This window comes from Asticcacaulis sp. YBE204 (assembly GCF_000495855.1).
In the GTDB taxonomy this organism is placed as follows: Bacteria; Pseudomonadota; Alphaproteobacteria; order Caulobacterales; family Caulobacteraceae; genus Asticcacaulis.
The window spans coordinates 198,616-210,608 of sequence record NZ_AWGF01000004.1 but is presented as its reverse complement, the minus strand read 5'-3'; the positions used below and the strand labels follow the sequence as shown (position 1 = coordinate 210,608).

Annotated in this window: 13 protein-coding genes; 4 read left to right on the top strand and 9 right to left on the bottom strand. The window is 61.0% G+C overall.

Annotated features, from left to right (window positions below; all coding sequences use genetic code 11):
• Nucleotides 1-18: 18 nt before the first annotated feature.
• Complete coding sequence (locus AEYBE204_RS28065) at nucleotides 19-918, bottom strand: response regulator transcription factor (protein ID WP_023461788.1); 900 nt, start codon at nucleotides 916-918, stop codon at nucleotides 19-21.
• Between the two features lie 193 nt (nucleotides 919-1,111).
• On the opposite strand from AEYBE204_RS28065, the gene AEYBE204_RS28060 reads away from it, so the two are divergent.
• Nucleotides 1,112-1,534 carry a hypothetical protein gene (locus AEYBE204_RS28060; RefSeq protein WP_031230247.1) on the top strand — a complete coding sequence of 141 codons (423 nt, stop codon included), beginning with the start codon at nucleotides 1,112-1,114 and terminating at the stop codon, nucleotides 1,532-1,534.
• A gap of 126 nt (nucleotides 1,535-1,660) precedes the next feature.
• Here the strand turns inward: AEYBE204_RS28060 and AEYBE204_RS28055 are convergent, their stop codons facing one another.
• The 5 genes from AEYBE204_RS28055 to AEYBE204_RS28040 form a co-directional block, all read right to left on the bottom strand.
• A complete protein-coding gene (locus AEYBE204_RS28055; RefSeq protein WP_023461786.1) occupies nucleotides 1,661-3,265 on the bottom strand; it encodes a peptide chain release factor 3 in 1,605 nt (534 codons plus the stop codon).
• Between the two features lie 249 nt (nucleotides 3,266-3,514).
• Complete coding sequence (locus AEYBE204_RS28050; protein WP_023461785.1) at nucleotides 3,515-3,913, bottom strand: DUF1398 domain-containing protein; 399 nt, start codon at nucleotides 3,911-3,913, stop codon at nucleotides 3,515-3,517.
• Between the two features lie 14 nt (nucleotides 3,914-3,927).
• On the bottom strand, nucleotides 3,928-4,377 hold the full coding sequence (locus tag AEYBE204_RS28045) for a MarR family winged helix-turn-helix transcriptional regulator (protein ID WP_023461784.1): 450 nt from the start codon (nucleotides 4,375-4,377) through the stop codon (nucleotides 3,928-3,930).
• 103 nt (nucleotides 4,378-4,480) lie between these two features.
• Complete coding sequence (locus AEYBE204_RS40260; protein WP_155908305.1) at nucleotides 4,481-5,125, bottom strand: hypothetical protein; 645 nt, start codon at nucleotides 5,123-5,125, stop codon at nucleotides 4,481-4,483.
• Nucleotides 5,126-5,181: 56 nt separating this feature from the next.
• Complete coding sequence (locus AEYBE204_RS28040) at nucleotides 5,182-5,850, bottom strand: hemolysin III family protein (protein WP_023461782.1); 669 nt, start codon at nucleotides 5,848-5,850, stop codon at nucleotides 5,182-5,184.
• 112 nt (nucleotides 5,851-5,962) lie between these two features.
• On the opposite strand from AEYBE204_RS28040, the gene AEYBE204_RS28035 reads away from it, so the two are divergent.
• Together AEYBE204_RS28035 and AEYBE204_RS28030 are read left to right on the top strand one after the other, a co-directional pair.
• Nucleotides 5,963-6,805 carry a hypothetical protein gene (locus AEYBE204_RS28035; RefSeq protein WP_052019335.1) on the top strand — a complete coding sequence of 281 codons (843 nt, stop codon included), beginning with the start codon at nucleotides 5,963-5,965 and terminating at the stop codon, nucleotides 6,803-6,805.
• Nucleotides 6,806-6,850: 45 nt separating this feature from the next.
• Nucleotides 6,851-8,023 (top strand): MFS transporter, encoded by a 1,173-nt coding sequence (locus AEYBE204_RS28030; RefSeq protein ID WP_023461780.1) that lies wholly within the window; start codon nucleotides 6,851-6,853, stop codon nucleotides 8,021-8,023.
• Between the two features lie 223 nt (nucleotides 8,024-8,246).
• Here the strand turns inward: AEYBE204_RS28030 and AEYBE204_RS28025 are convergent, their stop codons facing one another.
• Together AEYBE204_RS28025 and AEYBE204_RS28020 are read right to left on the bottom strand one after the other, a co-directional pair.
• Nucleotides 8,247-8,636: a hypothetical protein gene (locus AEYBE204_RS28025; protein WP_235068103.1), complete on the bottom strand. Its 390-nt coding sequence runs from the start codon at nucleotides 8,634-8,636 to the stop codon at nucleotides 8,247-8,249.
• A 64-nt stretch (nucleotides 8,637-8,700) separates the two neighbouring features.
• Nucleotides 8,701-9,030 carry a DUF1491 family protein gene (locus AEYBE204_RS28020; RefSeq protein WP_023461778.1) on the bottom strand — a complete coding sequence of 110 codons (330 nt, stop codon included), beginning with the start codon at nucleotides 9,028-9,030 and terminating at the stop codon, nucleotides 8,701-8,703.
• A 55-nt stretch (nucleotides 9,031-9,085) separates the two neighbouring features.
• Between AEYBE204_RS28020 and AEYBE204_RS28015 the strand changes: the two genes are divergently transcribed.
• On the top strand, nucleotides 9,086-10,024 hold the full coding sequence (locus AEYBE204_RS28015; RefSeq protein WP_031230242.1) for a hypothetical protein: 939 nt from the start codon (nucleotides 9,086-9,088) through the stop codon (nucleotides 10,022-10,024).
• A 10-nt stretch (nucleotides 10,025-10,034) separates the two neighbouring features.
• Here AEYBE204_RS28015 and AEYBE204_RS28010 read toward each other — a convergent pair whose 3' ends face one another.
• Complete coding sequence (locus tag AEYBE204_RS28010; protein ID WP_235068100.1) at nucleotides 10,035-11,861, bottom strand: HAMP domain-containing sensor histidine kinase; 1,827 nt, start codon at nucleotides 11,859-11,861, stop codon at nucleotides 10,035-10,037.
• Nucleotides 11,862-11,993 lie beyond the last annotated feature (132 nt).

Sequence of the window (11,993 nt, the reverse complement as noted above, 5' to 3'; positions counted from 1 at the left end):
CCCCTTAGCGGATACGCTTTAAATTAAGTATCGTGAGCGCGCTTCGGTTCCGATGGGCTCGGAACGCGCCTTGGTCTTTCGTTTCTGCACCAGGGTATCCAGTTGCCCGATTATGGCCAAAGCCTCCGGCGTGTCCTCATTTCGCAAATCATTCAAACGCTTGATGGCGTCCAGATGCACGTCGAGGACCTCAGGATCGGTGTCGTCTGCAAAATATGACACATAATCCTTTAAAGAACGTGTAGCCTGCGCCACAAGCTTGAGACGAAATGCGGTAGCCCTATGCTCGGCCGCCATGGCGCGCTCGACCATGTAGTCCAGCGTCTCACGATGCAGCCCGCCGCGCGCTGCCAGCAGCGCGCGCAGCCCTTCCAGCTCGACCGACAGGGTTTGCTGATACATCTCGCGAAACTGACTGTCGGCGGCGCGCTCGATATCGTCGCCGCGCTTGAGCAGGCCCTGATAGGTGCTGTCATCGATGCGGCGGCGGCACGGCCCGACATAACCCGACGAAATGACAAAAGGCCGTGGCTTGCGCAGGCAGGAATTGACGGCGCGCAGCAGACTTGAGGTCGAAAACGGCTTGACCACGAACTCGTCGGCCCCGGCATTGCGGGCTTCGGTGACGTCGCGCGAGCGTTGCCGCGCGGTCAGCATGACCACCGGCATCTTCGGATTAGGGAAACGCGTATCGGGCGTCACCGCCGCCTGACGCAGGGCGCGGATCAGATCGACGCCCGACATGCCGGGCAGACCCCAGTCGACGATCATCAGGTCGGGATTGTGCGTATTGATCCGGGCGATCGCCTCTTCGGCATTGCGCGCCTGAATGAGGCGGATGAACCCTGCCCCGCGCATCAGTTCGGTCACCATCCGGCGCAGCCCATCATTATCCTCGACGATCAAAACATTGATCATCGCCGGATTCGCCTTGGGCAGCACAGGAGTGTCGGAGGCCGGAGTTTTTCGCATTCGGACGGAGTAACCTTTGTTGGGCACAGGCTACCGCCAAAGGCTTAACTCAGTATTTAAGCCAATGATTTTATATAGTTAATTCAGATTAAGCATAAGGTTCAATTCATCATAAACGATAGTTTGCTAGAGTCTATGCATGAACAGACGCGATTTTCTACGACTTCAGATGGGCGGGTTCGCCGCCGTTTCCGCGGGTATCATGCTGCCGCAAACAGCCGCAGCCTCCGGCGCACCGAAGAAAAAGGGCGGCGGCGCCGACTTCACGCAGGTGCCGCTGATCACGGTCTTCACGCAGGGCCGCGGCGGCAAGCACGGTACGCTGAGCGTCGAGGTGGGGCTGGATGCGCAGAAGAACGAGAAGGTCATGGACATGATCTCGAAGTCGATGCCGCGTCTGCGCGACGCCTATTCGGGCCGCTTGCAGGCCTATGCGGCAGGTCTTAACCCGACGTCGCTGGTCGATCTCGACTATATCACGCGCGAATTGCAGACCGCGACCGATACGGTGCTCAGGCAAAAGGGCGCGAAGGTTCTGCTGGGTAGTGTTTTGCTGGCGTAACCCCCTCTCCCCTGCGGGGAGAGGGTTGGGGTGAGGGGGCAATTGTCAAATCCATACTGGGTTTGTGACGTTCCCCCTCACCCGACGCTTCGCGTCACCCTCTCCCCATAGGGGCGAGGGAAGATGTTACCCCCGCTCTTTCGTTCTCAAAAACGACACATCCGGATAGCGCTCGGCGACGTAGTTGATCTCCCACGCCGACTTGCCCAGAAACACCGGATATTCGTCGATATCCGTGCCCATCGCGCCGCGGTGTTTCCCGGCGAAATCCTCGACCTTGGCCGCGTCACCACCCAGCCAGCGCGCTTCGGCGTAAGGCGAGGGCTCGAACACGCAGTCGAGCCCATATTCGTTGGCCAGACGGTCGGCCATGACCTCGAACTGAAGCTGACCCACCGCGCCGACGATGAAGTCCGAGCCGATCGATGGGCGGAACAACTGCGTCACCCCCTCCTCGGCCAGCGATTCCAGCGCCTTTTTCAGGTGTTTGGCTTTCAGCGGATCTTTCACCCGCACCCGTTGCAGGATTTCCGGCGCAAAGTTCGGCAGGCCCGCAAAACGCACTACGCCCGTCTCCGACAACGAATCCCCGACACGCAACACACCGTGGTTCGGGATGCCGATCACGTCGCCGCCGAAGGCATCTTCGGCCAGTTCGCGATCCGAGGCAAAGAACATGATCGGCGCGTTGACCGACAACTGCTTGCCGGTGTTCTGCACCTTGAGCTTCATACCGCGCTGGAACTTGCCGGAGGTCAGTTTGAGCATGGCGATGCGGTCGCGGTGGTTCGGGTCCATATTGGCCTGCACCTTGAACACGAAGCCGGTCACTTCCTTTTCGGTCGGATCGACCAGGGTCTCGACCCCGGCCTTCGAGGCCTTGACCTTTTTCGGGGCGGGCGCGAAGTCGCCGATGGCCTGAAGCAGTTGGTTGACGCCGTAATGGCGCAGCGCCGAGCCGAAAATGACCGGCGTCATGTGCCCTTCGAGGAAGCTTTCGACGTCGAACGGCTTGAACCCGCCCTCGATCAGTTCGGCGGTGTCTTTCAGTTCGCTCAGTTCCGTCGCATCGAGCCAGCCCCTGGCCACGGCCTCATCGACGGGGGCCGGGTCTTCGTGGCCCTGATCGTATTCGGCCCCGGAGTCGCGCTTGGTGAACGGATAGAACAGGCCGGTTTTCAGCTCGATCATGCCGCGGAAACGGTTGCCGGACCCGGCGGGCCAGTAGAGCGGCGACGGATCGAGTTGCAGCTTCGACGCCACCTCGTCGAGCAAAGCCAGCGAATCCTCGGCCTCGCGGTCCATCTTGTTGATGAAGGTGATGATCGGAATGTCGCGCAAGCGGCATACCTCGAACAACTTCAGCGTCTGCGGTTCGATCCCCTTGGCGGCGTCGAGCACCATGATGGCGGCGTCGGCGGCGGTAAGCGTCCGGTAGGTGTCTTCCGAGAAGTCTTCGTGGCCCGGCGTATCGAGAAGGTTGAACATCTTACCGTCATGCTCGAAGGTCATCACCGAGGACGACACCGAAATCCCGCGCTCCTTTTCGATCTTCATCCAGTCCGACCGCGTGCGGCGATTTTCGCCCCGGGCGCGAACCTGACCGGCGGCGCGGATCGACCCACCGGCCAGCAGCAGGTGCTCGGTCAGGGTCGTCTTACCGGCGTCCGGGTGCGAGATGATGGCGAAGGTACGGCGGCGCGGCGCCTCGGTGACGGGGGTGTTGCTCATGCCCGTGCGGATAAGGCTTTGCGCGGCAAAAGTCAAAGTCGAAACCGTGGCGCGTTCGCACGCACCTTACTCACAAACCTGTTCGCGATTGTAACCTGAGTTGATAGAGCGTGTGCAATACGCGCCTTGCTTTTTGTTGCAGCGCAAACTAAATTGGGGATGTTCAGCGCTTCGGCGCTGATTGCCCTTCCTGGGCGTTTCCTCCCTGTAAACTTGGCCGCGCCGCAATGCGCGGCCTTTTTTTTTGCCCTATCGGTCCGGGAAGTGCTCGACGTGGGTTTCCGCAGTGCGGCCATAATAGAGCACGCGCCGCCCCGGAAACGAGACAATATAGCCTGCACAGCCCGCCGCCGTAACCTTCTCGCTGAACCCGCGATAGGTATAGCCCGGCGCGTTGGTTTGCGCTTCGCGCACCGCCGCGGCCACGCCCGCCGCCTCAAAAGACGCCGCCACCGGCAGGGTGATCCCCTTCAGTTCGACGCTGTCGCCGTCAGGCCCGACATAGGTCGCTGTGCCCCGGCGGTAGTCGATATGATAGCCCTCGAAACCTGCCTCGATCAGTTTCCCGACGATTTCGGGGAACGACAAGGCACCCGTTTCGGCCCCGTACAGGCACGCTTCGGCCACGGCGATAGATTGCGCATCCATAATAATGTCCTTGGTTAATCGACCGGAACGGCCTTGAGTTTGCGGCGCGCGACGATGCCTTTCAGCAGACCTTCGATCTGTGCGCGCTCATCCGCCGTCAGGTGCCCGAAAAAGGCCGCGTCATTGGCGTCGGCATCGGCAGCAAGGTCCGGCACCAGCGCTCGCCCCGCCTCGGTCAGGCTGAGACTATGCGCGCGGGCATCGTCGGGATTGGCGGTTCGGACGATCAAACCCTTGACCAGCAACCGGTCGGCCAGCTTGGTGATCGCCCCGCGCGTCAGACCCAGCCGCTCGGACAGACGGCTGGGGCCGATGGCCTCGACGTCGAACAGGTCGCGAAGGACCACCCACTCGGCCACGGTGACGCCGCGCGCTTCGACCTTTTGCGCAAAAGCGTGCGAGACGTGGTTCGACACGTAACGCAACCAGTATCCGAGATGGGTATTGAGCGACGACAAGGACATGCGAACCTCATTTGTTGACTAGGAAATTATATCAATATAATTTCCTAGTCAACAAAATTAAAGCGCCGACCGCATCACATGCCGCCGACGTAGCGATAGTTCGTTATCGCCGGTGAAAATAGGTTAAATCCGGCTCTTTCAAACGACGCATTATACGTAAGCGCGCCTTACCTTCCACACCTTGCCTTAATGCCGACAGATAGTAACACAACTTATTCAGGCGCGTTTCTTTCCTCGCAATTTCAATCGCTACGCTTTTTGCGTCGCCCTTAAGCAAAGACCTTTCGATAGCTTCTGAAAGCCGGTCTGCACCTTCGGCACGCAACGCTTCGACTCCTGCCTGAATAAGCTCTTTGCTGAAATCCCTCAGAGCTAACATGGCTCGAAAGCGCACGCGTCCGCTCTTATCTTCAAGGCACTTTATAACCTCAGCCACCTGCATTCCTGTAGTGGCGCTCCAGCGATAGCATTCACAGGCTATGTCTCGAATAGAGGCTTTGTCCGAATGAATCAAAGGCGCGGCATATGGAAAAACCCGTAACGCCTCATCCCCGAATTCTGAGACTATATGACAGGCGCGCCACTTCGCTACTTCAAACCTCGATTCCAGCATGGGAATGAGATCTTCCAATCGCCCTAAATTATTGAACAGTTCATCGCCAACACGGAGTTCATTTTTGATCGATAGACGTTCAAATTTTCCGTTAGAATAAAGCTCTATGAGCTGATGCGAATTATAGACAGGCATCGAATTTATGGCTGCTGAAGCCACGGACTATTGTAGTAGCGGTTGTTATAGTCCGCTTATCCATGCCCCACAAGCACAACACCAATCAAGACCGCGACCCAATGCAGGGTTGCGCCGGTCAGGACGTGGCCGTGCCAGATAGCGCGGCGGAATTTCAGCTTCTTCATCATGTAGAAGATGGTCCCGACGCTATAGACCACCCCGCCGAGCGCCAGAAGGATCATGGCGGCGGGTGGCACTTCGCGCAGCATCGGCTTGATGGCGATAACTATCAGCCAGCCGAGAACAATATAGAGAACGACCCAGAAACTCTTGCCCAGCCCCGGCAGGAATAGCTTGCCTGCGATCCCCAGAACGGCCAGCGACCACACGGCAATCGTCATGCCCCATGCCCAGGCCCCATCCAGCGACTGCGTGGTGAACGGCGTATAGCTGGCGGCGATCATCAGGAAGATGCCGGCGTGATCGAGTCGGCGTAAAAACGGCTGCAAATTGGGTCTGGCGAAATTATAGGCCGTCGAAAAGGCCAGCATGGCGATCATGCCCAGCGCATAGATGGTGATCGCCGCGACCTTGCCCAGCAGGCCGTGATTGACGGCCAGCCCCAGCGCGACCCCGCCGCCGAACAGGGCAAAGGCCAGCCCCGCCACGTGCACGATGAAATCGGCGTGGCGCGCCCACAGGGTGGGGTAGTGCGGCAAAGGCGGCAGGGACGGCATGTTCATGGGCGGACAATCACTCGGCTTGACGTAATCGTCAATTCAACATTGGTTGAGCATTGTTTACCCGATTGCCGTAGGGTCAGCGCAAGGGCATAGATTGCGACAGGGGGCCGTCATGACATCGAATAACACTTACCGCCAAATAGCTGTGTTCGCTCTGGCGACCGGGCTGTGCGCAGGAGGTGGCGTCCTGACGATGGTCCTGTCCGAATCGCCGGCCGCTTTGTGGCTGCGTCATGCGATTGCGTGGCTTCTCGGAGCGGTCATGGCTGTAGCTCTCGTGCGCATGCCCCAAAGACTGTGGAGCGGCTGGCCGTTGATTGCCGCCGCGATGATCGCCTTGAGCTTCGGGCATCCGGGATCGATGGGCGTGCACCGCTGGGTCGGCATGGGACCGGTGCAATTCAACGCGGCGGCCCTGGTCCTGCCTCTGACCGTCGTAGTGCTGGGGCGGCAGGCGCAGCTCCGGTGGTGGATCATCGGGATGACTGCGGCCATCGGTCTCATGCTGTTTATCCAGCCCGACGCCTCGATGTTCAGCGCTCTCGCCGTGGCGCTTATGATTGCTGTCACCCTGTCCGGACGCCCGACCTTCGTAAAGACCATCGCGGTTTTCGCTCTGGGTGTCCTGATCTGGGCCGTATGGCAAAGGCACGATCCGCTCCGCCCGGTGGCCGAGGTCGAGGGGATTGTAAGTCTGGCGGCCGGACATTCTGTGTGGCTGGCCGCGGCGATCGTGGCCGCCGTGGCGCTCACCTGTGCGGTTCCGGGGGGAATCGCGCTGAAAAATCCAGACCTCAGGCGGTCAGGCCTTATGCTGTCGGCGTTTCTGAGCGTCATGAGCGTGTCGGCGGCGATCGGTGTCTTTCCCGTGCCACTGGCCGGGTATGGGCTCAGCTATGTGCTGGGCCTGTGGGTGGCCATCGCGGCCTTTCTGGCGCCGGACGACACCAAATAGCCACCTGCCGTTTGCACCCGCAAACGGTGAGCCTATATTGCGGGCATGACCTCGCCGATCAAGATGACTCCCGCCCTCACCGGTTTGTTCGCCCTCGCCTGCGGGGTAATCGTCGGCAATCTCTACTACTCTCAGCCGGTCATCGAACTGATCGCGCCCGATATCGGCCTGTCGTCGCAGGTGGCCAGCCTGATCGTGTCCCTGACCCAGATCGGCTACGTTGCCGGGATGCTGTTCATCGCGCCCCTGCTCGACCTGTTCGAGAACAAGCGCCTGATCCTGATCAGCCTCGGCATGGCTTTTGTCAGCCTGATCCTCAGTGCCACGGCGCAGAACGGCGGGGTGTTTCTGTTTGTGGCCTTCATCACAGGCCTGAGCGCGGTGTCGGTGCAGATGCTGATCCCGCTGGCGGCGCATATGGCGTCGGACGAGTCGCGCGGGCGGGTCGTCGGCAATATCATGGGCGGGCTGTTGCTCGGCATTCTGCTGGCGCGCCCGGTGTCGAGCCTGATCGCCGACCATTTCGGCTGGCGCATGGTGTTTTTCGCAGCTGCGGTCGTGATGATCGTCATCGGCGGCGTGCTGGCGCTCACCCTGCCCCAATATCGCCCGGCGCACAGGGCCGGTTATGGAGCGCTGCTGAAGTCGATGGGAGTCTTGTGGGTGCGGCACCCAACCCTGCGGCAAAGATCTCTGTTGCAGGCGACCATGTTCGGCACGTTCAGCCTGTTCTGGACGGCGGCACCGCTGGAGCTATGGCGCATGTTCCACCTCAGTCAGTCGCAGATCGCGGTATTCGCTCTGGCCGGCGCGGCGGGGGCTCTGGCGGCCCCGATCAGCGGACGGCTGGGCGATGCCGGACATGGCGCGCGGGTAACGTTGATCGGCCTGATCGGCGCGGCGGTCGCCATGGTGACGGGCATCGCGTGGGTGTCTGTGATCGGGCTGGCCATTACCGGTATTGTGCTGGATGCCTGCGTGCAGTTGACCATGATTCAGGGGCAGCGGACGATCTATGCGCTCGATCCGTTGAGTCGGGGACGGCTGAACGGGCTCTATATGGCGTCGATCTTTATTGGCGGCGCGATCGGTTCGGCCCTGGCCAGCCCGTTGTACGCGCACGGCGGATGGGCATGGATCGCTGCGGCCGGGACGATCGCAGCGTTGCTGGGGTTGGTGATTTTTCTAAATGGAAACCGCAAGGCTGTGGCGGCTTAGAAGGCCCTCCACCGTCTAGCCTTCGCTACACTCGGCGCGCCCAACGCTTGCGAAAGCTATACTTTCGCTGGGCTATACCCCCGGCACGCCGGGTGAGTATGAAGAGGAGCGACTCCGGACCTAAAATCGAGAGATTTGAGACGAGCAGCAGGAGCCTAGCGACGCAGGTACACTTCGTACCTGCAAGCGACGGCGACGTACTGATCGGCCAAAGACCTCGATTTTAAGCGGCGCGGCGCTGCCAGACGGCGTCATCCACCTTGCTGTAGTCGAGTTCGCCCTTGGCCTGTTGCTGGTACATCATGCCCATGGCCATGTCGTTGAGGGATTTGAAGGCCGTTTCGACCTCCTCGGCCTTGCCGCGATTGCCCTGATTGAAGAACTGAGCGGCGTTGACGCGGGGCAGTTTCATGTGGATCAGGTAGCACAGGCGGCGGGCGCGTTCGGGGTTCAGGCGGTGGGCCTGCGGGTTTTCGGCGAACATTTCCTTACCCAGTTGGGCGATATAGTCGAGACTCAGGGCTTCGAAGCGCTGCGCATCCAGCGGGTGCATCATGCGCGCGGGGTCAATGTCGAGGACGATATCGTTGAGCAGAAAATACAAAACCAACACCTTCTGTGCGTTACTTGTCCTCACTTTCACACACAGGGTTTGAAATCCCGTTTAGGAACAGGGTTTACAAAAGCTGAATCTTTTCCGTCAGGAAATGTCGGCCTTCGGTGTCCTCGATCTCGACGATCCAGAGATCGGCGTCGAAACGGCGTTCGCGCTCTATATATTTTTCGATCGCCTCCGGGTCGTGCGAAGCAATGGGCTTTATCCACTGCGTCTCATCCCCGGCATTGGCCTGACGCAGGATAAAGGTCTCGCGGTCGCGCAGGTGCGTGATCTTGAGGATAACCGCGCCCGCCCGCGCATCGCCGCGTTTCAACACATAGGCGAACGCCCCGGCCATCTCGGCTCGGCGGATCAAGGCGGACACCCACAGATCGGTCGACAGTAGCATTCGTTTAACCCTGTTTGGTCACGGGCATTTAAGCCTGTTTGTCTATAGTCACGGCATGAAGAAATGTCGAACCCCGCTTGCGCTCCTGCTGATGGCCACCCTGTGCAGCCCCGTCGCGGCGCAGGACGTGTCACTCGATACCATGATCAAGCGGCAGTTCGTGACGGCGGCCAATACGCGCTGTCAGTGGTTTGACGGCCCGACGACGCTGGCCTTGAAAGCCGGGATGCTGCAAACGCGCAATTCCGCCCTCAATCACGGCGTCGCGCCTGAGGTCGTCTATGGCGCACTGAGCAAGGCCAAGGCCGCCGCCACGCGGGCCGATTGCCGCAACCCGGCGCTGCTGGCCGAAGTCGAGACGATGAAGGGCGCCTACAAGGGGTTCGTCACGCGCAACCGCCTGACCCTGCCCGGCCTGCGCGCCCAGTGGCAGGCCGACCGCACCCAGATGCGCGACGCCAAATGGCGGCTGGTTCAGTATCAGCAGACCGGTGACGTCGCCCTGGCTATCGGGCTCTACGGCTCCCTGACGCAGCAAACCCTTAGCGTTATGGTACAGTTTCCCGACGGTCGTCAGCCCTATGCGGCGCGCCTGATCGTCCGCGACCCGCATTATCGCTCCAACGGTCTGGTCAATCGCAGCGCCTATAGCGTCTCGGCGCGGATGCCCGCCGGGTTTTCGACCTATGATCTGAGCATTCCCGCCAGGCAGCGCCGCGAAACCAGCATCGCCCTGACCGACGCGCCGCGCGTCAATCTGGCCGGCTTTACGGTCGAAGGCAAATATGCCGGACATCAGGAAAAGCGCGACACCCTGCGTTTCGATTTCCCGATGACCACGACGACGGCGATCGCCAAACTGGACCCGCGCGAAGACATCGTCGTGGCGTTCGACTTCGACGACGGGACACAATATGCCCGCTTCGAAGCCGGGGATTTCGTGCCGGGGCTGGTCTTCGTCACCCTGCCCTCGCCGTACGGCGGGAAGCTTTAAGCTTAAAGCTCTAGCTTTTCGGCGGTCGGATCACGAAGTCGTTGCCGCTCAGATCGGGCGGCGTATAGAGCCGGTCTTCGAGCGGTCGCGGTGTCTCGTTCGACACCGCCACCCGTGCCTCCTCCGGTGCGGCGGGCGGGCGCAGCGGCAGTTCCGGCTGGTCCGAATGCGCCGCAATCGGCAGAAAAAGGCTGACACTGGTCCCCTTTCCCGGCTCGCTTTCCAGACTCATCCGCCCCTTATGCAGCCCGGCCAGAGCCTGCACCAGCGACAGGCCAAGCCCCGTACCCATAGCGCGCTGCTCCATCGACCCGGTTTGTTCATAGGGCTTACCCAGCCGTTGCAGGTCTTCGGCGGCGATGCCGATGCCGGTGTCGGTGATCTGAACATCGATGCCGTCGACCCCGGCGTCCGACAGGATCAGGGTCACGCTGCCACCGCGCGGAGTAAATTTTACAGCGTTGGATAACAGGTTCAGGCACATCTGCTTGAGCGCACGCTTGTCGGCAACGACCTCGACCGGCATCGGCGGCAGGACCGAGCGTACCGTGACTCCCTTGTCATGCGCGGCGGTGAAGATCAGGCGCAAGGCGCCCGAAACCGGTTCGCGGGCATCGAAGGTTTCAAGCGACAGTTCGTAGCGCTGGGCCTCGATCTTCGACATGTCGAGGACGTCGTTGACCAGATCTAGCACGTGCTGACCCGACTCCCAGATCAGTTGCGCATATTCGGTATATTTGTCCGACATCGGGCCGAACAGTTGCTGGCGCATGATGTCCGAGAAGCCGATGACGGCATTGAGCGGCGTGCGCAGTTCGTGGCTCATGCTGGCGAGAAAACGCGACTTGCCCTGATTGAGGTTTTCGGCTTCGAACCGCGCGGTTTCCAGCGCGTCCTCGCGTGCGTGTTGCAAGGACGCGTCGATCAGCACGCCGTACAGCCGCCCGTCATGGCCGCGCCTCAGGCTCAGGCGGACATAGTGGTCGAGCGCGGCGTGCGGCATGAAACCCACCTCGGCACGGCCGTTGAGACGGGCTTCGTCGATGGCCTGCATCAGCGGCAGACGATCCGGCACGTGGGCGCAGACCACCAGCCCGTGCTTCATCAGGGTCGGCATATCGAGCCCGGACGGGGCTTCGCCGTGCGCCGAAATCAGCCGGCCCTCTTCGTCCAGCGCCACGATCAGGTGCGGCTGTTCACTGAGCAGTTTGAGAAAGCGCGCGCGGTCGTCCTCGGCGCCTTTGGCCAGTTCCGTGCGCACCCGAAGCGCGGGCAGCAGCGCCAGACCGAAGCCCGATACGAGCGTCACCGTCGCTAGAGACGACAACCAGAAGCTTTCGACCAGATCGGGCAGGCCGATCAACCGCGTCAGAGACAACAGAATGGCAAACAGGGTCGTCGTCACCGACAGGGTCGCCCCCAGCAGGATCAGGCGGCGCTGATTGAGCGCCACGGCGGCGGCCATCGGTGCGGCGGCCCACGCCGCCAGCGGTCCGAATATGCCACCGGTCAGGCCGATGGCGATCAGACAGGCCACGCCCCAGATCCACACCAGTATCTGACGCGCCCGATGGCTGTCGCGCGTCAGCAGGAAGATGGCGCTGACCCCCGGTAAAGCCGCTACGACCAGCGCCCCCAGAACCTTGGGCGAAGCCGGCAGCAGCAACAGGCCGAGCAGCGCCGCCAGCGTCACCGCCGACCAGCCGAGGTGCCAGACAATGACCCCCAACCGCACGCGCCCGCGCGGCGTGGCGGCCAGGGGCGAGGTCCGGCTGATATCCTGAAAATACGACTTGAGCGGCAAGGGACGTCCGATACGGTAAAAGTAATGCCTCATTGTATCGGATAGCCCCTGTTATAGAAAGCTTATCGCGTGAGAGGCGAAGAATTACCGCTTTGATGCACAGGCAACGGCAAATCGGTGAAACACACGGTTAATCGATCCGTGATACTGAGGTGTATTCGTCCG